The sequence below is a fragment of the Sporomusa malonica genome (genome assembly GCF_900176355.1).
Classification (GTDB): Bacteria; Bacillota; Negativicutes; order Sporomusales; family Sporomusaceae; genus Sporomusa; species Sporomusa malonica.
In genome coordinates this window covers 83,763-106,802 of record NZ_FWXI01000014.1, presented here as the reverse complement: position 1 = coordinate 106,802, position 23,040 = coordinate 83,763, and the positions used below count along the sequence as shown (strand labels likewise).

Here is a 23,040-nt window from a genome sequence, read left to right as displayed (position 1 = left end):
CAACTATACCTAAAAATTATACCCAAATTAAGAAAACTAAACAAGCTCCTGGATAAACTATTTAAAAAGGGGGTGATACTTTGAATTCATCAGGAGATTCTGGAGCAACTATGCAGCATATTTTTAACAAAAATATAGCTAACACAGCAACTGTCAACTATAAGCGGCCAGTAACCTCAGGCGAAATTCAAGACAAACTGCGCAACAATCTAACTGAATACAGCGAAAGCAATCCCGAGCCACCATCTATGAAAGACTAATACTAATATATACAAATTTAAGTAACAAATACCCCCGGTCGCTATGCGCCGGGGGTATTAAATAAGTCTTTTATCGCCTATATCGCTTTAGAGATGCAGTCAAAAGATAGCATATATCTACGGACTGAATCCTTAACACCTTTTTTCACCATCGACATAAGATGAATATAGTTAGCTGACTGATTTTTAGCAAGCTCGGCTCGTATGGTTTCACCAGCTGCCATCGACATGTCAGTTGCAATATTAATTTTAGTTATACCTGACTGAATTGAGCTTTGATAATCTTCTTTAGTAAGCTTTGAACCGCCATGCATAACAAGCGGTACATTTACTGTATTGTTTAGTTCTGATAACCGGGAAAAATTGAGTTTGGGACCGCCGTGGTAAACCCCATGATTGGTCCCTACTGCCACAGCCAACGCATCGACTTTGGTTTTCTCTACAAAATTGCAGGCAATATCTGGTTTAACTATGTTTTCTTCATTTATATCTTTGACATTGTCGTAACAACCAACATAGCCCAATTCACCCTCGACTGAAACACCGAGCGAATGGGCTATGCGCGTAATTTCCTTGGTACGTTTTAAGTTGTCCTCAATAGACAGGGCTGAACCATCAAACATAACAGAAGTAAATCCCCAGCGGATGGCTTTCATTACCCCTTCGTAAGTATATCCATGGTCAAGATGGAGCGCAACAGGCACAGATGCTTTTTGTGCACCTCTGATCATTGCCGCACTAAGAGTATCAACATCGACAAATTTAAACAAACGCTCAGGAATACCAAGCACCAGGGGAGTTTTCAGTTCTTCTGCCACCTCAATCACAGCGCCTAAAGTCTCAAAATTAAATACATTAAAACCGCCTACTGCATACTTTCTTTTTCTTGCATCCTGGAGTAATTCTTTCATTGTTACTAAGGCCAAGGGTAACTCCTCCTTTTTTGTTATAGTAAGCCAGTATTAAGTTTTTAGTAATTATTGGTTATATATTTTATTCGCCACTACCCTAAAAAAACCTGCCCATTATAATAAAATTTTAAAAAATCAAATTTTTCAGCTTATATTATACTTTTCTGGATTTGTTTACTAGTAATTCCAATATATATATATATTATGCATTAAGGACGCAAAAAAACTCTCGGAAATATTCCGAGAGTTTTTAAAAACTTACAATTGCTCTTTTGCAGTGCCTACCAGCTTGCCGAATGCAGCCATATCGGTAACTGCCAGATCTGCCAGCATTTTGCGGTTAACTTCTACACCAGCTTTTTTGAGTCCATTGATAAGCTGGCTGTAAGAAATGCCGTTAATACGAGCGGCAGCATTAATCCTGGTAATCCACAGTTTACGGAAGTCGCCTTTCTTGGCGCGGCGGTCACGACGCGCATAGTACAGCGCTTTCATCACTGTTTCGTTGGCTTTTTTGAACAGCTTGCTCTTAGAACCGCGATAACCTTTGGCTAATTTAAGAATCTTCTTATGACGTCTATGTGCAGTAACGCCTTTTTTAACTCTTGGCATGTCACATACCTCCTGATGTACTTATAAATTGTTATATACTTTAGGCGTAAGGAAGCATTTTCACTACGCGGTCATGGTCAGATTTGCTAACCATAGCTGCTTTACGCAGGTTGCGTTTACGGGACGGAGACTTTTTCTCAAGAATATGACTCTTGAAGGCTTTGGCGCGTTTAAATTCACCGCTACCAGTTACTTTGAAACGTTTAGCAGCGCTTCTGCGGGTTTTCATTTTTGGCATGGTTGGATATCCCCTTTCTATTTATGTGCTAGATTGCGTATTGTTGTTGGGCTTTGGAGCTACAATCATAATCATATTTTTACCTTCGAGCTTGGCATCACGTTCGATATTAGCCATCTCTTTAAGCAAGCTAGCCATTCTTACCAGCACTTGTTTGCCAAGTTCAGGATGAGAAAGTTCACGTCCTCTGAACATGATGGTTACTTTGACTTTGTCGCCGTCTTCTAAAAAGCGCTGGGCATTCTTTAGCTTAACGTTAAAATCATGGTCCTCAATGTTGGGACGGAGTTTAACTTCTTTAAGCGCAACTACCTTTTGCTTCTTTTTGACTTCTTTGTCGCGTTTTTGCTGCTCATACCGGAATTTGCCAAAATCCATAATCCGGCATACTGGTGGCTTAGCTGTTGGTGCTACTTCCACCAAGTCAAGGTTTTGCTCCACTGCCAAACGCAACGCGTCTCTCAGCAACATAATCCCCAGCTGCTCATTAGTGCTGCTAACTAACCGAACTTCCCTTGCCCGAATTTCTTCGTTCATCTTTAAAGTTTCTTTGCTAATTGCCGCTCACCTCCTAATATACTTTGCTAAAATAAAAAACGGATGGCATAAACCACCCGCGTAACAGCACAATCCAATAATGATTTGCTTGATAATACCCTACTAACTACCCTGCAGGCGCTGTAAGGTGAGAAGCGGATGGCTTCTGCTTTAAAATCGATTCAATTTACTTGATAATATTAACACCTTATACCATAGAAGTCAAGTTGTTTTCTTTAAAAATATCAACTTTTAGCAGCAATCTCGGCAATCACTGTGGTAACAAAGCTGTCAACAGGCATTGCACCAATATCGCCTTGGCCGCGCTTACGAACAGCAACACAACGCGTCTCAGCTTCTTTGTCACCGACAACCAGCATATAAGGAACTTTTTCTAACTGGGCTTCACGAATTTTGTACCCAATTTTTTCGTTACGGTCATCAACATCCACACGAATGTCCTGGTCACGCATTTCTTGAGCTATTTCTCTAGCGTAATCAGCATGCCGTTCACTTATTGGCAAAATCTTAACCTGCACGGGCGCAAGCCAAATGGGGAAAGCTCCGGCGAAATGTTCGATTAGAATCCCGATAAACCGTTCTATACTTCCGTAGGCCACGCGGTGAATCATTACCGGACGATGCTTAAGGCCATCTTCGCCAATATAAGTCAAGTCAAATTTTTCTGGCATTAGCATATCAAGCTGAATGGTACCGCATTGCCAAGTACGGCCAATGGAATCTTTCAGATGGAAGTCAATTTTGGGGCCATAAAAAGCGCCATCCCCGGGATTAATTTTAAAAGGCATATCAAGCTCTTCTAACGCCTCTCTCAGCGCAGTTGTCGCAGTTTCCCATATCTCATCAGAACCCATAGCCTTTGCCGGTTTGGTACTCAACTCAGCGTGATAGGACAAGCCAAATACGCTGTACACAGTATTAAAGAGCTCAATAACTTTCTTAATTTCAGCCTTGATTTGCGACGGAAGCATAAAAATATGAGAATCATCCTGTGTAAAACTGCGCACTCGCATAAGTCCGTGCAACGCTCCAGAAATCTCATGGCGGTGAACAAGTCCTAGCTCACAGGTGCGCAGCGGAAAATCACGATAACTATGGTGCTGTGTGCGATATATCAGAATACCGCCCGGACAGTTCATGGGCTTTACTGCATAACCTTCTTCGTCAATTTTCGTAAAATACATATTCTGCCGGTAGTGATCCCAGTGACCTGACTGCTGCCATAGTTTTTGATGTAAAATAATCGGGGTCTTGATTTCCTGATAGCCGTACTTTACATGCAGTTTGCGCCAAAAGGCTTCCAGCTCATTCCGGATAACCATACCCTTCGGATGAAAGAATGGGAAGCCCGGGCCCTCATCCTGAATACTGAACAGATCGAGTTCACGCCCTAACTTGCGATGGTCACGCTTGGCCGCCTCTTCCATCATAGTTATATAAGCTTCTAGGTCTGCTTTTTTCTCAAATGATGTTCCATAGATACGCTGCAGCATTTTCCGTTTTTCGTCCCCACGCCAGTAGGCACCGGCAATGCTTTGAAGCTTGATAGCTTTAACACGTCCAGTGGAATGAACATGGGGTCCTGCACATAAGTCAACAAATTCGCCTTGTTTATACAGCGATATTTGCACATCTTCTGGCAAATCACGAATAAGTTCCTGTTTATATACCTCACCTTGTTCGCCAAATAGCTCAATTGCCTCATCGCGACTGACTGTCCGGCGTTCAAGCGGCAGGTTTTCCTTAACTATGGTTTCCATTTCGGCCTGAATTTTTCCCAAGTCTTCAGGAGTAAAAATATGGGTAGTATCAAAATCATAATAGAAACCGTTCGCAATCGCGGGACCAATTCCTATCTTAACATCATCATATAGGCGTTTAACAGCTTGGGCCAGAATATGCGATGATGTATGCCGCAAAGCATCTTTGCCTTCAGCATCTTCAAATGTCAAAAATTCGACTGCTGCATCTTTTTCAAGTTTGGCAGACAAATCTATTACTTTACCGTCTACCTTGGCAACTAACGCTGCTTTAGCTAAATTGCGGCTAATTGATTCAGCAGCTTGGGCCAGTGTTATTCCTTGTTCGACTTCGCGCACTGCTCCGTCTTTTAACGTCATCTTAATTTTGTTCATGTTCGGCAGCCTCCTTAACAAAATAAAAAAACTCTCATTCCCTATAGGGACGAGAGTTTTATACCCGTGGTTCCACCCTGCTTGGCGCAATGCCATCTCAGTATTTGATAACGGGGAGTTATCCCCCGGCTCAGCTTACACGTACTTGTTCAGCTAAGCAGTTTCGAGGTGGTAATGAACGCTTGGTTTGCGTAAAGATGCTTACAGCCTATGACATCTTTTCTCTGGAACGCCTTTCAATACTTCATCTTGTCCTCGGCATTACTGTTAATCGCAGTGTTTAATTATCAAAAATTATATACCAATTCAAAACCATTGTCAAGGCTATAACTCGGTATGAGTAGATTTTCCTGTATAGTCGGCTACACACATTTCACATCCGTCACATAATAGTACCCGGCCATCAAAAACACTTCTTATTGTTTCTAATGCCTCCTGATCTCTAACTCGGTTGGTGCTATGTACCATAATATTATGAGGTGCAATGGTAATCAGTGCGCTTATTAATAAATCTTCATAATTAAGGTTAGTTGAATCGCCTGCACTCTGGCTTTGCAGCACAGCATTTTCCAGGTATTGATTGTTTATTATTTTGCGCTGTGAGTCGTATATTTTGAACACGCCGATGCCGCTGATAACCACATGCGCTTCTTCCACTCGCGGCTCCTGAACATCAACAAAATAGCGCAAAACTCGTATAAATTCCTTATATTCGAGTTCCATCATGAAGTCATCGACCACTTTGTCAATAACCTCAGACAATTGGAGGCGATAATCCTTAAGCCTAAAATTCATAAAACCGTCAAGTACTAACTCATGGTGATTATCAAGATAATCTAAAATTCGTGACAGAACTAAGTCATACCGGGTAGCTGGGCTAACACTCAACGCTTTCATGGCATTGGATTCGACCACAGCGCGTTCGTCGTTATTAAAATAAAAATAGTTGCTGGTAACAATTTTATTTATAAGCTTGTTTTCTTCATTAGTTATAATCCAGTCGGCCAGTATCTGCGATACACTACCTCTTAGCATACTCTTTATCCGTTCATAATTACGAAAAGATAGCTCGCCATCACTGATATTTACGCCGAGAAATTTATAACCGCCTTTATCAAGCTCTTCTATGACTACCCGGAAGCCTTCTTGGGTCAGCGTTTTACAGTCGTTTTCCAGTTTTTCCCTGATATTTCCAGTTGTCCCGTTCAGGCCGATCGAAAGTAACTTCACCACCCTCACTCCCTTCCCATATATTATATGTTCCACAGTGTATTTGCATACAATGAGGGGGATGAAGTGTTTTGGCGGTTTAGTTTACCATGTCTATTTGCTTGTAAATCTCCTCAAGCCATTGATTCCGGCCTTTTATAACAAATTTAATTACTTTATCTTTGATAGTAACGACTTTAAGCACATTAGGGATAAGGAAAAAAGTCTTTTCAGGTCGCAATTCTTTAATATGGGCCAGCGGCACCTCATCCATATATTTATTGCTTATGCTGAGGGCATAGCCAACAAATACCAGCCGATAATCTGTTAAGTAGAGCGCTCCGCTTAAAACATCTCCGTCACAGCTATAACTCGCAAGACACTTTTTCACAATGGTCTCATCTGCTTCTAACGGGAAGCTATACATACAAACCCTCCCTTAGACAAGCCGCGCATCTTCAGGCACAACCAAAAATTCAATGTCTGGGTTGCGTTCCATGACCCATCTGAGCTGCCATTCATTGCTGATCAAAGCGACCGGTCTATCTTTAATATCTTGCACAAAAAGCCCGCTATCCATATTTTTCATAGACTTTACATCAATATTTTCACCGCTAAGCCATCTGGCTACAGAGTATGGCAGCCGGTTCATTAAAATATCAACACCGTATTCATGTTTTAGACGGTATTCAAGCACTTCGAACTGTAGAGAACCAACAACCCCAATGATAAAAGACTCTACCCCATAATCTGGCTGACGAAATACCTGGACAGCCCCTTCCTGGGTCAGTTGAGTCATACCTTTAACAAATTGCTTGCGCTTCATGGTATCTTTAGCTTGTACACGGGCAAATTGTTCTGGCGGAAACACGGGGAAGTCTTGGAATTTAAAATTAAAACCTTCTTGGCATAAAGTATCGCCAATACCAAATATCCCAGGGTCAAACAAACCGACAATATCTCCTGGATAAGCTTCATCAATAATTGTCCGCTCCTGAGCCAAAAACTGCTGCGGTTGAGCTAACTTTACTGGTTTACCGGACTGAGCATGATAGACTGTCATGCCTCGTTCAAACTTACCTGAGCAAATCCGCATAAAGGCCAGACGATCACGATGGGCTGGATTCATATTAGCCTGAATTTTAAAGACAAACGCCGAAAAATTATCATCGCTGGGGTTAATCAACCCTTCTGAGGATACTCGGGGCATAGGCGGCGGTGCCAGCTCCAAAAAGTCTTCCAAAAATAAACGTACTCCGAAGTTAGTCATTGCGCTACCAAAGAACATGGGGGTAAGTTCCCCACGGGCTACTTTATCAAAATCGAATTCTTCGCCTGCTGCATCTAAAAGCGCAATGTCATCACACAGCGCTTGATGAATGTCAGCGCCAAGAATTTCTTTAAAAGCGGGGTCATCTACACTACCCTGTGTTGATGGCAAGGCCCATTGACCGTGTACACCGCCGCGTTCAAACAACTCAATCTTGGCTTCTTTGCGTACGTATATCCCGCTATAATTACCGTCAATTCCAATGGGCCAGTTCATCGGAAAGGCGCGAATTCCTAAAATATTTTCGATTTCTTCCATCAGTTCAAAAGGGTTGCGACCATAGCGGTCAAGCTTATTAACAAAAGTAAATACCGGTATTCCCCGTTGTTTACAAACCTGAAACAGTTTTTTTGTCTGCTCCTCAACACCTTTAGCCACATCGATGAGCATAACTGCACTATCGGCGGCCATCAGCGTACGATATGTATCTTCACTAAAGTCCTGGTGACCAGGGGTATCTAATATGTTAACACGGTAACCGTCATAATCAAATTGAAGCACACTTGATGTTACTGAAATACCACGCTGCTTTTCAATCTCCATCCAGTCTGATACGGCATGTTTTTGCGCTTTTCTAGCCTTTACCGAACCGGCCAGGCGAATGGCACCTCCGTAAAGCAGTAACTTTTCTGTTAACGTTGTTTTACCGGCATCAGGGTGAGATATAATAGCAAAGGTGCGTCGTTTATTAGTTTCGGGAGCAAGGTTTGACATTATTGCCTCCTAAGGTTAATTATATTATTTCTACGGCATAACTGTCCTATTACCGGGCATAATCATATTGAGACTATTAATGGAGGGACACTTATGAGTATACACATGAGTCAACTGCCAGTCAAAAAAGTTTGTATTGATGGCCGTGCGCTTTCAGAAGACGGCGCCTATGAGTTTACTGTCGATTGCGGCGCTGTATATTTTGACGCAGTTTATGATAATGATGGCAAGCTTAAATCAATTGAACAGTATTTTTATACTGACCGTTTTTCGCGAGATGATCTTGACAGTGCTATGAAAGATGATCAACTTCTCACTGTTGATGAGCGGGACTTTCCAGCAAAAACCTACCTGCTAAGCAAACATATATCTGGTCAGGATTGGCTGAGATTCCATGCCGTTGTGCCCTGTGCTGTAAATCCAGATTACTTTTATAACAAATTCATCGGAGAATAAACCTCTTAATAACGTAAACAGTACAATAATTTAATATACACCATTAATTGCTAGTAGTCAACGGCACATGAAAATCCAATAATTACTACATGAGTTAATCAAAAAGACATTGACATAGTATCTGTCGTGCTATATAATCTACTTTGTGGTAAAAAGCCAATATCGCGGGGTGGAGCAGTTGGTAGCTCGTCGGGCTCATAACCCGAAGGTCACAGGTTCAAGTCCTGTCCCCGCAACCAATGCTGGTGTAGCTCAGTCGGTAGAGCGTATCCTTGGTAAGGATAAGGTCACCGGTTCAATCCCGGTCACTAGCTCCATATTTGTTTGGCGGCGTAGCTCAGCTGGCTAGAGCATTCGGTTCATACCCGAAGTGTCCGGGGTTCAAATCCCTGCGCCGCCACCATATTAGATTTTTAGAACCTTGCCGGTTATGGCAAGGTTTTTTTGTTTTAGTATTTTTAAAAAAAATCAAAAAGGTTCACAGGCAAAAACCTGTGAACCGTTATGTACTGGTGGGACTAACTGGACTCGAACCAGTGACCCCTACGATGTCAACGTAGTACTCTAACCAACTGAGCTATAGTCCCCTAACATATTTGTAATTATATTACGGTCAACTTTAAAAGTCAAGCATCAAAATTGCAAATTAGTACAGGATGTTATTGGCAATTACCAAGCGTTGTATTTGGTTGGTTCCTTCGTAAATCTGCATAATTTTAGCATCGCGCATATATTTCTCAGCCGGGTATTCTTTAGAATAGCCATAGCCACCTAACACTTGCACAGCATCGGTAGTAACCTTCATGGCAGTATCAGCGGCAAAGCATTTGGCAATAGCCGATTCTTTTGCATATGGAACACCCTGATCTTTCATCCAGCAGGCTTTATAAACCAACAGGCGAGCAGCCTCAATTTGCATAGCCATATCAGCCAACATGGCCTGTACAAGTTGGAATGAAGCAATTGGCTTATCAAATTGTACCCGCTCTTTCGAGTATTTAACAGCAAGTTCAAATGCAGCTTGCGATAAGCCTACTGACACTGCACCAACAAATGGACGAGCAGCATCAAGCGTCTTCATTGCAACCTTAAAGCCTTCACCTTCACGGCCAATTCTATTGCTAGCCGGGATACGCACGTTTTCCAAAACCAATTCGCAGGTATTAGATGCTCTTATACCCATTTTCTCTTCTTCTTTACCAATAGAGAAGCCTGGTGTACCCTTCTCAACAATAAAGGCCGTTAAGCCGCGGATACCCGCTGTTTTGCGAGTATTGGCAAATATAATATAGATATCGGCAATACCACCATTGGTAATGAAGCACTTAGTGCCATTAATGATATAATCGCTGCCGTCTTTGACAGCGGTCGTTGCAACTGCCCCAGCATCTGAACCGGCACCAGGTTCGGTTAGAGCAAAAGCAGCCAGCTTACCATTATTGATAACCTCAAACATTTTTCTTTTTTGCTCATCAGTACCTAATAACACGACCGGATAGGAAGCTAACGCATTAGCAGCAGTTGTCGTGGCTACACCTGCACAGCCTTTGCCTAATTCTTCATATATAAGAGCAATTGAAACCGCATCAAGACCAGGCCCGTCATATTCTTCAGGAACAGTTAAATTGAGCAAGCCTGCCTCGGCAAGCTTCTTCCACAATTCAGGCGGAACCACACCTTCTTTATCCATCTCTAAAGCGTGAGGCGTGATTTCTTTTGCAACAAAATCTTTTACCATCTTTTGTAGATCCAGTTGATCGGGAGTAAAGTTAAAATCCATGCTTTGCCTCCTTGTTTGTTAGCATAATACCAAAAAATACTAATGATAAGTATACCGCATAATTTTTTCTTTGTTAACACCTTAATGCAAAAAAATAAAAAAAATGTACTATTTTAACAACATTTTAGCGCCAACTGCGAGTAATACCAGTCCAACTACCTGTTTTGGGCTGCAAGCCATACGTTCAAGACCAAATCCGCCAAACTGATCAATAATGATAGCCGTTAATACCTGACCAACAATGATGGCCGTGGTGGCATTGGCCACACCGACACTTGGTATGCTGGCAGCTACCAGGTATATTATGGCTACACCAATAATACCGCCCAGCCAGGAATACCACGGTGCGTCCTGCCATGCATACAAATTGCCTTTTCCCAGGTTAAATATAAACAGTAATATCATCACTAAAATAGTTCCCGTAATTTGAACAATAAAGGTAGCTTCTAATAGGCCAATGGCCTTGCTTAACGAAGTATTAAGCGAACCCTGTACCGCCATTAACACCCCGGAAATTAAAGCAAGTACCAGCGGCAGCATTTCACCAGAGATTAGGTTCAATCCCAACACGCCCCCGTATATAGTATAAAAAGTTTAGCCGACCACCTTCCAACGACTTGGTCATCGGATAAGTGTAGTATAGTACTTGGGGCTTTTTAATATTCTGTGATGGATAACAATATATACAAAAAAAAGCAGGCCGAAGCCTGCTGATCTTTAGTCAATTATAAGGACTGTTACTTTTTGAACACCAAAGTTCAAAGCATCACGACGGCTCTCAAAAGCCAAGTCAATTCGCTGTCCTTTAATAGCGCCGCCGATATCGTCAGCTATTGCATAGCCATATCCTTTGATGTATAACCGGGTTCCTAAAGGAATTACTGATGGATCAACGGCAGCCATGCCTTTACGTAAGAGGTTGCCTCGATATGTATAACTACCATTGCCAGGATCATGTGCAGTGTAGGCGGACGCACTCATAATAAGAGAACGGCTGTATCTACTGGGCTCACCAGCCAAACGCTCAAGATAGGTAAATGTTTCTTTGTCAACAGCACCAGTAACTTGTAAACTGGTACTGTGTTGAAAATCTTTTACAGCCTTAGCGGTGACCGGACCAAAAATACCGTCAATCTCCCCGGCATAAAATCCACCATCTGCAAGAAACTTTTGTACGGCTCGCACAGCATCGCCCCGCGTACCCACAGTTAGAGGAGCAGCTTGTTCCTGTTGTGGTGCAGTAGTAACTGCTGGTGTTGTAGTAGCTGCTGGTGTTGTAGTAGCTGCTGGTGTTGTAGTAGCTGCTGGTGTTGTAGTAGCTGCTGGTGTTGTAGTAGCTGCTGGTTTTGTAGTAGCTGCTGGTTTTGTAGTAGCTGCTGGTTTTGTAGTAGCTGCTGGTGCAGCAGCTGATTCCACTAAAGGCATGCTAACGCCAAGCAACAGGGCAGCAGCAAAAATTGCTGCCAAAAAAGATTTTTTCAATGTATCACCTCTCTTACAATAAGCCTCCGAAGTTAGTTGTCATGCAGTGCAAATAACAAAAACCTCATTAGCTTTAGCCTCCGGGGTTAGCTGTCGGATTCGGGCAAAAGAGAAGGAACATGAGAACGCCCTACCGCATATTTTTGCGGATTCACCCCTGTATTTTTATTGGTTCCCCCGTACCTTATAAGGATTCGGCATTATAAGTAGAATACACGAAAATTCAAGCTTGGTCAAATTCAGTAAACTGCTATAATTTCAGATTATCTCCTATTATCGGCCAATTGTTAAATCTTCATTAAAATTCTTTACTACTTTCTATATTCCTAGTGTTGCACAAAGTTCTTTAGTAGCTACACCGTTAACAGGTATTCCTTTTTCTGCCTGATAGGCTTTTACCGCCTCTTCAGTCATAGCCCCAAACAAACCGTCAGCTCGCCCCTGAAAGTATCCTAACTCTTTAAGCTTAACCTGGAGGGCAACTACGTCAGATCCTGATGTCTTGTATTTTAGATTCCTTTCTATCTTAATTTTTCGACCCTCAATACGTACCGGGGTACCAATAGGAATCCACTCAAACAGTTCTTCAACATCTTTGTTGCGCATCCTGATACAGCCATGGCTGGCGAATTGGCCAATTGTCCACGGTTTATTAGTCCCGTGAATACCAAATGTACCCCAAGGCACATTTAACCCCATCCAACGTGTACCAAAACCTGTCCCCCAGTTGTAATCCTTCCATACTACATTCCACTCTCCAATAGGGGTAGGTGTTTCCCCTTTACCTACAGCAATCCGATATTTTTTATATAACTGGTCATCACTATATATTTCAAGCACTCTTGATTGAATTTTTATTACAACACTCACTTTTCCCTGCGGCGCCTCAGTAGGCTGATTAGTCTCAATAGCAGCTAGTTCTCGCTCATCCATATATTCAAAGCCAATAATACCAAAAACAACACTCAAGATGGCCACGATAGCTATCCCATAAAATATACGGGAGCGCCTAAATCTCAACGATACTTTAGAACTCACCCTGTGTTCCCTCCCTGCAACCAGCTATTCTTCTCAAAAATATATGCACTGACAGAAAGGGATATGAAGTCAATAAAGAAAAACCGGCCTCAGCCGGTTAATTAAGCACATATACCTTTACTTTCTTAATACCATAATCCAAAGCTTCTTGTCTTGTATTAAAAGCTAAGTCAACACGATTTCCTTGTATAGCGCTCCCTTGGTCGTCTGCAATGGCCTCGCCATAACCTTCGATCCACAATTTTGTTCCCATAGGGATAACATTAGGGTCAACAGCCACTACACCTTTTTTCACCTTACCGCCTGCATAGGTCAGATCATTCCACTTACCATTATCAAGCGGGCCAGGGCCATAAGCAGTTGCTGTCATATCAAGCATTTTACGATAGTTTTGCGGAGCACCGGCAAGCGAGTTATTATTCTCTACAGCTTTAGGAGTTAGGATATTGCTGTTATTTAATAACATCGAAAGCAAGGCGAATTCATTCTGGTATCCGGCTAAACGGTCAGTTACCTCTGTCTGGACTTTCTCCTGTACTTTACTGCGGACAGTGGTCTCTACCACCTTAACAATATTCTCCTTTAGGCCTGTCTGGTCTTGGCCTGTCAGTTGTGCCGCCACAGCGGCAATATCGTTAACTGTACTAGCTTTACCTGTACGTTCAATAGCAGTCTGCGCAATTGTACCCCACAAAGCTTCTTTATTGCCCTGTCCCAGGCTATCTTTTATTTTGATCAACTCTTGTATTTGGGCGGCAGTTGGGCTGCCTGCAACGGCTTCGGCAAGCTTGTCCTCCAAAAACGCGGCCTCAGCCTTAGGCAGAGCCGAGGAAAGCAGCGGCATTGCGAAAACCATCAACAGGATAGCAGCTATCTTGTTCTTCAATGTTACGATACTCCTCTCATTTGATGGTCTGGGTTCGAATGACAGTTTATCATACAGTTAACATAATTAATAGCGGTAATTTCAAGAAAAAAAGCCCGCTTGCTTTAGCAAGGGGCAATAATATATAAGAAAAGTTCTATTTTGCTAGTTGGTAGATAGTTTCGGTTAGAACCGCCAGACCAGCAGCAATAGCTTCACTTGCAACATATTCACTGCCATTGTGACTGACACCCTCCTTGCAGGGAATAAATATTAATCCTGCCGGCGCGATATGAGCCATATTCATTGCATCATGCCCTGAACGACTATCAAGCCGCAAGCTTGTCAGTTTTAGCTTCTGGCAGACATCTTCAATTGTTTTATTTATTGTATAGTCAAGTATCATCGGTTTTTCTGACGCGAGCACCTCGATAGCTACCGGTGTATCGTTATCATCAGCGATTGTACTGATAGCATCCTTTATTTCTTGCAGTATTTCAATTATGCTGCCATGCTCTGTACCACGAATATCCACCCACATTTCAACCTGTCCGGGGATTACGTTAATTGCACCTGGAAATGTTTTTAGAATTGTCACTGTCGCCACTGACCCCTGATAATCATAGTCTGCAGCAATATTTCTGACAGCTAACACAATCATAGCCGCGCTAACCAGCGCATCCTGCCGTTCTTCAATCGGGGCACCGCCGGAATGGCCAGCCATTCCAGTCACTGTTATTTTTAATCTAGTAGGAGAAGAAACTTTATCAACTATGCCGATATTCACTCGACCCTGTTCTAAAATTCGTCCTTGTTCAATATGGAGTTCAACAAATCCCTTAATACTATTATTGGCCCGGGCGGCAGACCCAATATGTTCAATTTGTAGGCCAAGGGTCGCCAATTCAGAAGCAAAGCTTATTCCCTCCTGATCTACAATTCGTTTCCAGGAAGAAATATTTGCCAGACCAGCCATGGCTTTACTTCCCATCGTCGCAAAGTTAAAGCGGCTGGACTCTTCGGCAGAAAAAACCACTACTTCCAGGGGATGCTTAATATCACTTCGTTCCTTTAATCTTTTAACAGCTGCTAAGCCGCATATTACTCCCAGTACACCGTCGTATTTGCCGCCTGCAGGGACAGTGTCAAGATGGGAACCTGTCACCACAGCCGGCACGTGTGCTTGAATACCTTCTGGCTCATACCGGCCGATAATGTTGCCAATAGCATCAACATGTACGACAAGTCCTATATCTTGCATAAGCTCAATGATGTACTGCCGCGCCTGATGATCGGCTTTGCTAAATGCCAGGCGTGTGACGCCAGACTTATCTTGGCCAAACTGAGCTATATGCTCTAGCTGCGCAAGAACCCATTCAATAGTATGCGAATGATTAGCTTGAATAGCCACCGCCCCCTTAAGTACATTCTTTACTCACAGTATACCGCTATTTTAGAAAAAATTCCATAATTCTTGCTAAAGAAAACACGGCTTGCGCCGAGCCTTTGGCGAAAGCGGAAGCCGATGTTGCCCTTATCCAGACGGAAAGTTATACTTTCTTACAGGATAAAAGAAAAAAGCGCCTGGGTACACCAAGCGCTCTACTCATTAAGCCAAGATACCTTGTTTTACAGTGTCTAAACCTAAGCGATCAATCATCATACCGATACGCTCATGTTTTCGAGCGGTTGCCTTATAGTAGGCAATAATTTTTTCAATGAGCGGCAACACATCAGCCTGGGGTAATTCTTCAGCTAACAGGTCGGCTATTCTAGCTCTGGCGCCGGCGCAACCGCCGATCACAACCTTCCAGCCTTTGGCGGTACCAATAAGGCCAATATCCTTAACCCAACCCTCAGCACAGGAATTGGTACAGCCGCTAACGCCAAATTTACATTTACCAGGCAATTCCATACCATGATACAATTTATCAATCTCTAGACCCAATGTGAGTCCATCTTGTTGAGCACGCTTGCAGAAATGAGTTGCAGGACAAATCTTGACGCTACGGACGCACAGGCCAACGGCAGCACCTTTTTCCATCCCCAAATCTTCCCAAACAGCGTCAATTTTATCTTCAGAAATACCAACAATGGCAATCCGTTGTGCTGAGGTCAATTTGAGTGCTTTGGCACCATATTTTTCAGAAACATCAGCAATTTTTCTTAATAAATTAATATCAAGTATAACCCCCCCAGGAATATGAGGAGCAATTGCATAGGTTTCTCTGTCGCGCTGAACAATAGCGCCTTTCTCAAGTAAATCAGTTTTAAGTTCCATAAATCGAACCTCCCATATGATAATTATATGTATTGGAATATTATTATAAATTAGATGTTTCTTGTAAAATTCCTGCTAAAAGAAAGAACTTTTTTTCTCAAATAAAAAATAGCGCCAAAACGACGCTATTTTACTTACTTTAAAATAAATAAATCCGATTCTTAAGCCCAACCGTCAAGCATTTCACGTAATTTTACTACGTGTGTCTGCTCCTCGGATTTCAAGAGGTTGAACACATTTCTGGCGTCTTCAAATTTGGCACATTTAGCCAAGGCATCATAGAACAATATTGAATCTTTTTCATCCTGCATAGCCGCTCTTAAAATATCAGCAATACTTTTAAATTCAGGAAATTTTTCCTCAGCTTTGTCTTTAGGGAAAACATATGGTTCAGCAAGCACAGTAAGGTAGCGGGAAGTCTCTTGATCAAACAGATAATCCTCACCAACTTGTTGGTTTTCTTTAACCTTGTTATAGAGCTTAGTAAATTGATCGTGATGTTGAATTTCTTCATTCATAAGTAGCATGAACAAGTCTTTGTGTTCTTTGGTTTCAGCTTGATCATACGCTTTTTTGTAGAAATCGCGACCACGGGCCTCCATATCAATCGCGATTCTTAAAGCCTCCAGATCGCTGAACAAATTGCCCATATCACAGGCGTTTTTTCCCATAATTATATAACCTCCCTTTATTTGCATATTATAAATCTACTGATATATTCCATATTTCCAAGCAAATTCCTTTTGGAAGTTTGTGACTTTTATAACTTTTTTCAAAAAATAGTGAATAATTAGCAATGTCATGTTACATTATTATTATATACCCAATAATCATTCTTGGAAAGGATGGATTTGCGTAAGAAGATATGCCCTCTTCTCAAGAGCTAAAGACTATACTACTACAGTACTGCTCACTGATTTGTCAGCATCAACCTCGATGCTGGTATGGGGTGCAGGCGGTGAATCGCTTGAAGATGAATACGGCGGACCACTCAGAATGCTTATCCCCAATCTCTGGGGATATAAAAGCTGCAAATGGCTGGTAAAAATCGAGTTTGTGGAAAAGTATGTAATGGGCTATTGGGAGTTAAGAGGCTATAGTCACAGCGGTGATATTGAGCCTGGTGAAACCTATGATTCAATACCAGGCAATATCGGTCAATTAGCGGCGGTGAAGTGACTGAATTCTAATATTAAGGGGGACTATTTATGGACAAGCGTACCGATGTCGTTAAATTCGGCGGTAATCCGCTGACACTTCTGGGCAAAGAGGTGAAAGTCGGAGACACAGCACCTGATTTTACAGTATTAACACCAGATTTGAAAACACTCTCTCTAAGTGATACCAAAGGGCAAGTACGAGTGATTAGTGCAGTACCATCAATTGATACTCCTGTGTGTGATATGCAGACTCGCTGGTTTAACCAAGATGCGGGTAATATTGAGGGCCTTCTGGTATTATCCATTAGTGTTGATTTGCCGTTTGCGCTGACACGCTACTGTGCGGCTAAAGAGATTAGTAATGTTAAAACTGTATCCGACCATAAGGATCTTGATTTTGGCTTAAAATACGGCTTTGTTATTGAGGAACTGCGCTTGCTCAGCCGAGGTGCCGTTGTGATTGATAAAGAAAATGTTATCCGTTATGTTGAATATGTTTCCAATATTGAGGAACAACCAAACTACCCAAAAATCATGGAGGTTGTAAAACAATATTTATAAGATGTAAATATAGAAAACTCCCAGTAATAACTGGGAGTTTTCTTATGGACGGATAGCAAATTAGCAGATATGAATCATATTTTTCTTATATTGGCGATAAATAGTTTTTAAAGCACTTACTTTATCTGTCATTTCAATTTGAAGCTCTGATGCAATATCAAATTCACCGGCTTCAATAGCATCTTTAATACGGGTAAACAAACTCTTTTGTGACAAGCAGTCTTTAGCTAAATAGACTCTGAGGGTATTTATTTTGTCCCAATTGTTCAGATCAAGGTCGCTAGCTGAGTCAGCATCATGCAAAGGTTTAGCATCTTTAACAATATCGAGGTTTTCAGGAATAATGCGATTTAACAGTTCAGTTTTCCACCGAACAAGCGCACCGGCAACAAAAGCTTTAATAAGTTCCGGACGGAAAGCCTCCCCAGCAGTAAGAGCTTTAACTTTCTCAGGATATTTAGTAATATTTTGCATATTCTCCCAAACAGTAGCTGGCGGTTTGGCAAACAAGCGGTCACGCTCTTCATCAGAGTAATCATCGAATACGTCATGCTCGCTGCGATATGCCCGTTCAGTCTCAAGATAGAATCCTTGTACCCCGGCATCTTTGGAGAGCTCAGCATCCAATTCTTCTACTGTTTTACCAGAGTTAACAGCAGCTTTGATGCCATCAAGCATACTCATATAGATAGCAGTTAGTGCAATGTAAGTGTTGGTATACGGATTGGGGGAACGAACTTCAAATCTGGTAGCCATAGGATTATTAACATCACGGACAAGGCCAGCTAAAATAGTTCTGTTACGGGATGGTACAGCAGGTGTATGTCCCAATGAGGTGACGATGCATACCGGTGCTTCAAAACCAGGCTTCAAGCGATTAAGCGAGTCATTAGTAGAAGAAATAAACGGATTTATCACTTCATAATGTTTCAGCAGTCCCATAATGGCACCATAGCCAATGGCACTTAAGAAATATTCTTTCATATCGGCAGGTGAAAATAGGTTAACAATTTTTCCGGACTTAAGTTTAGCGGCAAAACCAACATGAGTATGTTCGCCGCTACCCGCAACACCAATAATCGGTTTAGCTTTAAAGGTTACTTCAAGACCATTCGCCCGGAAAGCCTCTTTAACTAAGATCCTGGCTTGCAGTTCATTATCTGCGCACTGAAGTGCATTGGAGAATTTCCAGTCAATTTCAAGTTGCTCCATAACATGAGTCAGGTGACCGGCTTCATCAATTGTAGCTTTTACACCGCCAACTTCTTTGTGACCCATTTCCGGCTCAAGACCGTATTGGGACATCATCAGCAAGGCCTGTTCCATGGCAGTACGAACATTACCGCGAGTCCGCTGCCAGTATTGTTCTTGTAGAACCTGAGAAGCAGATAGCTCTTCTACTTCAGCTTTATTAGTCGGGGTTTTTACCCAAAACTCAAGTTCGGTAGCTGCAGTAAAAACAACATCTTCCACATCAGCACCATTGATATGTTCTAAACCGGCGATCTTACCATTCTTCTGGAAAATCGCCTTTAACTCAGCTCTAATATACTCTAGGCTTTGAGCAAGAATTGACCGCGAATCAACTCTTAGTCCATTATGTACCAAAAATGCCGGGATACGAAGTGTGCCAACAGGCTTACCGGTTTCCTCATCAATATGTTCATAATTATAATCTACAAACCAGTTAACACTAGCATCAGCAAGCATATCTAACTTGGCATTGTTTAAGGTTGCAATGCCAGTAAGAACAACTGACGAGCCGTCTGTTTGCACTGCGCTGCCATTATAGAAATCTTCCATATCTTTAGCGAACAGACTGATAGGAATTTTTTCATCAGTGTCATTGCCAGCCAGGTCAATGCCAACAAGTGAAGCAAATTTGATTTCAGGGTGATTATTGAGCAAGCTTATAATTTCTTCTTTGCCATACTTGCCTGCAGGAATCAAATACACTAAATCTTTTACCATTGTTCTTCACCTCATACACAGAATGTCTTACAGTATAGGTTTTCACATTATTCCCTGGTCAATACAAGTAAAAAAACAGACTCCTCCACTTGCTACTTGCGGAAGAATCCTGGATTGATTCAGGGTTTAAATATGTTTTTATTATAGCATAAAAATACAATTTGTCCAGGAGTTTACAAGCCAGTAGACATTACGGGTCTGCGCGCATGTCAATTTTGCATAAAAAAGCCCCGACTTTTATCAAGTCAGGGCTTTTTTTATCATATATTATACGTTAAATAATAGGTCTCCATAAGTTGGCATTGGCCATACATCTTTATCTACTAAAGTTTCAAGTGTATCAGCAACTTCTCTTAAGGTGCCCATCTTTTCAAATACATCAAATCTGAATAATGAGGCTTGCGCATAAGTATCGCCGTGAGCATTTGAAGCTTTTTCTACAGCTTCTTCAAGTACAGCAATATTTTTCTTTAATGAAGCGGTTAATGAGGACACTTCTATTAACAATTCAGTTTGAGCTGTTAAATCAGCTGCTACACCTGTAGCTTTGATTGTATTGATTGAAGCAGCAAGGTTGGTAGCAAACTTGATAACTGCAGGAAGTATTTGTCTCTTAGCCATTTCTATCATTGTTAAAGCTTCAATATTAATAGTCTTGATATAATTTTCAAGATCTATTTCATAGCGGGATTCCATTTCTACTCTGCTTAATACAGCATGTTTCTCCATTACTGCAATATTCTTTTCAGAAATTAATGCTTTAATGGCTTCTACAGTAGTCTTGATGTTTGGAAGTCCTCTCTTTTCGGCTTCAACTACCCATTCATCTGAATATCCGTTGCCATTAAATACTACATTCTTATGCTTAGTTACATATTCGGTAAGAATTGCTTTAACTTCAGCCTCTACATCTGTAGCCTTCTCTAATCTTTCAGCAACTTCACTTAATACCTCAGCTACTATGGTATTTAAAATATAGTTTGGTGCAGCGATTGAGGCAGAAGAAGGAACCATTCTAAACTCAAACTTATTACCTGTAAATGCGAATGGAGATGTTCTGTTTCTGTCAGTTGCATCCTTAGGTAATGCGGGAAGTGTGGTAACACCTATTTCCATGTGACCGCCAGTTTTCGAGCTTGTTGCTCCACCATTTTCAAGTTGTTCTAATATGTCTTGTAATTGCTCGCCTAAGAATATTGATATAATTGCCGGAGGCGCTTCGTTCGCACCTAGTCTATGATCATTTCCTGGATTTGCAGCTGATACTCTTAATAAATCCGCATATTCATCTACAGCTTTTATAACTGAGCATAAGAATACAAGAAACTGCTCATTATCATGTGGAGTATGACCTGGCTCAAGTAGGTTCACTCCATCATCTGTTCCCATAGACCAGTTATTATGTTTACCGGAACCGTTAATTCCAGCGAATGGTTTTTCATGTAATAAGCACACAAGATCATGTCTTAAAGCAACCTTCTTCATTGTATCCATAGTAAGTTGGTTGTGATCTGTTGCTATATTTGTAGTCGTGAATATGGGAGCTAACTCATGCTGTGCAGGAGCAACTTCGTTATGTTTAGTCTTGGCAGAAATTCCAAGCTTCCAGAGTTCTTCGTCTAATTCCTTCATGTAAGCAGAAATTCTTTCTTTGAGTGAACCAAAGTAATGATCTTCTAATTCCTGGCCCTTTGGAGGTTTAGCCCCAAAAAGTGTTCTTCCTGTAAATATTAAGTCTTTTCTTTGGTCAAATGTTTTCTTATCAACAATAAAGTATTCTTGTTCTGGTCCAACAGTTGTAATAACTTTATTTGCGGTTGTATTTCCAAGGGCTTTTAATACACGCAACGCTTGTTTTGATAAAGCTTCCATTGAACGCAATAATGGAGTCTTCTTATCTAAAGCTTCACCAGTGTATGAACAAAAAGCTGTTGGTATACATAATGAATCATCTTTTATAAATGCTGGTGATGTACAATCCCATGCAGTATATCCTCTAGCTTCAAAGGTAGCTCTAAGACCACCAGATGGGAATGAAGAAGCATCTGGTTCGCCTTTAATTAATTCTTTACCAGAGAACTCCATTATAGCCTTACCATCTGCAGTTGGTGCTATAAATGCATCATGTTTTTCAGCAGTTATGCCGGTCATTGGCTGGAACCAATGAGTAAAATGTGTTGCACCTTTTTCAAGCGCCCAATCTTTCATTGTGCTAGCTACTACGTCTGCAACTGCTGGATCTAAAGGAAGACCCTCTTCAATTGTTTTCCTTAAAGCCTTATAAGTAGCTTTAGGAAGACGTTCCTTCATAACAGCATCATTAAATACGTTTGAACCAAAAATTTTACCTAGCTTGCTCATCAAAAAAACCCCTTTCAATTTTTCATCTTGCATTAAACTTTGAATAATTTATGTTTAAAAATTTTTATCAAATAATTATAGAACCCATTCTTGTATACATAACGCAAACACAACTAAAAAAACAGACTCCTCCACTTATCACTTGTGGAGGAGTCATCATTGACTCAATCTTATTAAATATGTTTTTATTATAGCATAAAAATGTCCTTTGTCTAGATATTAAATTACTTTTTTATTTTTTTTTGGCGGTAAATTAACTATTCTTGCTCACGGGGAAGCTTTGCGCCGCCACTCATTCTGGCAACAAGGAACATTGACAATAAAATTGCCGCTAAACCTCCTACCATGACTGGTGTTGTTAGAATGTGGCGTGGTAAGTATTCATATAGACCAAATACACCGAAAAAGATAAAAATGATAGCTGCCACCCATTTTACCAGACGCTCGGGAATTTTTTTTCCCAAAACCACACCAATGAGTATGCCTATTGCATTAGCTATCATCATACCGGCCGTAGTTCCTAGCCACACAGGTATAATTTCATTTGCAAATTGAGCAGCCAATGCAACAGTTGCCAGCTGCGTCTTATCTCCCATTTCCGCAATAAAAAAGGCAATCGTAACTGTCCAAAAAGGACTGCGGTTTGTGGCTTTATCCTCACCGTTCAGTTCATCACCGCGGATTGTCCATAAGCCAAATATGATAAATGATGCAGCAGCAGCAATCTGTACATATTGTAATGGTATAAACATAGTTATATAACTGCCAACAATTACTGCGAAGAGATGATTAAGAATGGTAGCTACAAAAACTCCCCACAATACAGTAGGCCATGGATAGCGAGTAGCAAAGGCCATACCTAACAATTGAGTCTTGTCCCCCATTTCGGCAAGGACCACAAAGGTAAGCGCTGTAATAAATGCTGTCAAAAAAGTTCCCCTCCTGGAAAGTAATCAATCCACCAGTGATAGTATGACCAAAACCTTGTTATTTTTCAACCCCAAAACTTTACATTTCAAATTGATTAGGCTAATATGTTCATATAATTAACCAATGACCGCATAGAAATGTCCAGACGAACACACAGCTGGCATTGTAATCGGTCGATATCGAAAGGA

Annotated in this window: 23 protein-coding genes, 4 tRNA genes and 1 riboswitch; of the genes, 7 read left to right on the top strand and 20 right to left on the bottom strand. The window is 41.4% G+C overall.

The window, feature by feature from the left end; translation table 11 throughout:
* The first annotated feature begins 80 nt into the window (after nt 1-80).
* A complete protein-coding gene (locus B9A22_RS15905) occupies nt 81-260 on the top strand; it encodes a hypothetical protein (protein ID WP_084576927.1) in 180 nt (59 codons plus the stop codon).
* 77 nt (nt 261-337) lie between these two features.
* Here B9A22_RS15905 and B9A22_RS15900 read toward each other — a convergent pair whose 3' ends face one another.
* From B9A22_RS15900 to B9A22_RS15865, 8 genes are all read right to left on the bottom strand, one after another.
* Nucleotides 338-1,186, bottom strand: coding sequence for a class II fructose-bisphosphate aldolase (locus tag B9A22_RS15900; protein ID WP_084576926.1), 849 nt, complete (start codon nt 1,184-1,186; stop codon nt 338-340).
* A 243-nt stretch (nt 1,187-1,429) separates the two neighbouring features.
* On the bottom strand, nt 1,430-1,783 hold the full coding sequence (gene rplT / locus B9A22_RS15895) for a 50S ribosomal protein L20 (RefSeq protein WP_084576925.1): 354 nt from the start codon (nt 1,781-1,783) through the stop codon (nt 1,430-1,432).
* Between the two features lie 40 nt (nt 1,784-1,823).
* Entirely contained in the window at nt 1,824-2,021 is a 198-nt protein-coding gene (rpmI, locus tag B9A22_RS15890) for a 50S ribosomal protein L35 (RefSeq protein WP_084576924.1), read from the bottom strand.
* 21 nt (nt 2,022-2,042) lie between these two features.
* Entirely contained in the window at nt 2,043-2,558 is a 516-nt protein-coding gene (infC, locus tag B9A22_RS15885; RefSeq protein ID WP_084576923.1) for a translation initiation factor IF-3, read from the bottom strand.
* Between the two features lie 245 nt (nt 2,559-2,803).
* The gene (gene thrS, locus B9A22_RS15880) at nt 2,804-4,714 is read right to left on the bottom strand and encodes a threonine--tRNA ligase (protein ID WP_084576922.1); all 1,911 of its coding nucleotides are present in this window, start codon (nt 4,712-4,714) and stop codon (nt 2,804-2,806) included.
* Nucleotides 4,715-5,038: 324 nt separating this feature from the next.
* The gene (ytxC, locus tag B9A22_RS15875) at nt 5,039-5,944 is read right to left on the bottom strand and encodes a putative sporulation protein YtxC (protein ID WP_084576921.1); all 906 of its coding nucleotides are present in this window, start codon (nt 5,942-5,944) and stop codon (nt 5,039-5,041) included.
* Nucleotides 5,945-6,023: 79 nt separating this feature from the next.
* Complete coding sequence (locus B9A22_RS15870) at nt 6,024-6,350, bottom strand: GRAM domain-containing protein (protein ID WP_084576920.1); 327 nt, start codon at nt 6,348-6,350, stop codon at nt 6,024-6,026.
* A 12-nt stretch (nt 6,351-6,362) separates the two neighbouring features.
* The gene (locus B9A22_RS15865; RefSeq protein WP_084576919.1) at nt 6,363-7,967 is read right to left on the bottom strand and encodes a peptide chain release factor 3; all 1,605 of its coding nucleotides are present in this window, start codon (nt 7,965-7,967) and stop codon (nt 6,363-6,365) included.
* 93 nt (nt 7,968-8,060) lie between these two features.
* On the opposite strand from B9A22_RS15865, the gene B9A22_RS15860 reads away from it, so the two are divergent.
* The 4 genes from B9A22_RS15860 (at nt 8,061) to B9A22_RS15845 (ending at nt 8,826) form a co-directional block, all read left to right on the top strand.
* Nucleotides 8,061-8,423, top strand: coding sequence for a hypothetical protein (locus B9A22_RS15860; protein ID WP_084576918.1), 363 nt, complete (start codon nt 8,061-8,063; stop codon nt 8,421-8,423).
* A 163-nt stretch (nt 8,424-8,586) separates the two neighbouring features.
* Nucleotides 8,587-8,662: transfer RNA gene (locus B9A22_RS15855), tRNA-Met, on the top strand.
* 2 nt (nt 8,663-8,664) lie between these two features.
* Nucleotides 8,665-8,740 (top strand) — tRNA-Thr (locus tag B9A22_RS15850).
* A 9-nt stretch (nt 8,741-8,749) separates the two neighbouring features.
* A tRNA-Met gene (locus B9A22_RS15845) sits at nt 8,750-8,826 on the top strand.
* A 107-nt stretch (nt 8,827-8,933) separates the two neighbouring features.
* Here the strand turns inward: B9A22_RS15845 and B9A22_RS15840 are convergent.
* The 9 genes from B9A22_RS15840 to B9A22_RS15800 form a co-directional block, all read right to left on the bottom strand.
* A tRNA-Val gene (locus B9A22_RS15840) sits at nt 8,934-9,010 on the bottom strand.
* A 59-nt stretch (nt 9,011-9,069) separates the two neighbouring features.
* The gene (locus B9A22_RS15835) at nt 9,070-10,203 is read right to left on the bottom strand and encodes an acyl-CoA dehydrogenase family protein (protein ID WP_084576917.1); all 1,134 of its coding nucleotides are present in this window, start codon (nt 10,201-10,203) and stop codon (nt 9,070-9,072) included.
* 108 nt (nt 10,204-10,311) lie between these two features.
* Entirely contained in the window at nt 10,312-10,773 is a 462-nt protein-coding gene (locus B9A22_RS15830) for a DMT family transporter (protein WP_245824019.1), read from the bottom strand.
* Nucleotides 10,774-10,920: 147 nt separating this feature from the next.
* A complete protein-coding gene (locus B9A22_RS15825) occupies nt 10,921-11,685 on the bottom strand; it encodes a 3D domain-containing protein (RefSeq protein WP_245824018.1) in 765 nt (254 codons plus the stop codon).
* A 60-nt stretch (nt 11,686-11,745) separates the two neighbouring features.
* Nucleotides 11,746-11,895, bottom strand: a riboswitch (cyclic di-AMP (ydaO/yuaA leader).
* 108 nt (nt 11,896-12,003) lie between these two features.
* On the bottom strand, nt 12,004-12,723 hold the full coding sequence (locus B9A22_RS15820; protein WP_245824017.1) for a L,D-transpeptidase family protein: 720 nt from the start codon (nt 12,721-12,723) through the stop codon (nt 12,004-12,006).
* Nucleotides 12,724-12,820: 97 nt separating this feature from the next.
* Nucleotides 12,821-13,609 carry a 3D domain-containing protein gene (locus B9A22_RS26345; RefSeq protein ID WP_281252399.1) on the bottom strand — a complete coding sequence of 263 codons (789 nt, stop codon included), beginning with the start codon at nt 13,607-13,609 and terminating at the stop codon, nt 12,821-12,823.
* Between the two features lie 136 nt (nt 13,610-13,745).
* Entirely contained in the window at nt 13,746-14,999 is a 1,254-nt protein-coding gene (locus tag B9A22_RS15810; RefSeq protein WP_245824016.1) for a Zn-dependent hydrolase, read from the bottom strand.
* A 198-nt stretch (nt 15,000-15,197) separates the two neighbouring features.
* On the bottom strand, nt 15,198-15,869 hold the full coding sequence (locus B9A22_RS15805; protein ID WP_084576916.1) for a nitrite/sulfite reductase domain-containing protein: 672 nt from the start codon (nt 15,867-15,869) through the stop codon (nt 15,198-15,200).
* 161 nt (nt 15,870-16,030) lie between these two features.
* A complete protein-coding gene (locus B9A22_RS15800; protein ID WP_084576915.1) occupies nt 16,031-16,540 on the bottom strand; it encodes a ferritin family protein in 510 nt (169 codons plus the stop codon).
* Nucleotides 16,541-16,670: 130 nt separating this feature from the next.
* Here B9A22_RS15800 and B9A22_RS15795 point away from each other — a divergent pair, with 130 nt between their 5' ends.
* Entirely contained in the window at nt 16,671-17,048 is a 378-nt protein-coding gene (locus tag B9A22_RS15795) for a molybdopterin-dependent oxidoreductase (protein WP_084576914.1), read from the top strand.
* A 29-nt stretch (nt 17,049-17,077) separates the two neighbouring features.
* Nucleotides 17,078-17,590 (top strand): thiol peroxidase, encoded by a 513-nt coding sequence (tpx, locus tag B9A22_RS15790; RefSeq protein WP_084576913.1) that lies wholly within the window; start codon nt 17,078-17,080, stop codon nt 17,588-17,590.
* 60 nt (nt 17,591-17,650) lie between these two features.
* On the opposite strand, the gene B9A22_RS15785 is transcribed toward tpx, so the two are convergent.
* The 3 genes from B9A22_RS15785 to B9A22_RS15775 form a co-directional block, all read right to left on the bottom strand.
* A complete protein-coding gene (locus tag B9A22_RS15785; protein ID WP_084576912.1) occupies nt 17,651-19,561 on the bottom strand; it encodes a type I glutamate--ammonia ligase in 1,911 nt (636 codons plus the stop codon).
* A 267-nt stretch (nt 19,562-19,828) separates the two neighbouring features.
* Entirely contained in the window at nt 19,829-21,922 is a 2,094-nt protein-coding gene (locus B9A22_RS15780) for a glutamine synthetase III family protein (protein ID WP_084576911.1), read from the bottom strand.
* A 257-nt stretch (nt 21,923-22,179) separates the two neighbouring features.
* Complete coding sequence (locus B9A22_RS15775; RefSeq protein WP_084576910.1) at nt 22,180-22,851, bottom strand: TMEM165/GDT1 family protein; 672 nt, start codon at nt 22,849-22,851, stop codon at nt 22,180-22,182.
* Nucleotides 22,852-23,040: the final 189 nt, after the last annotated feature.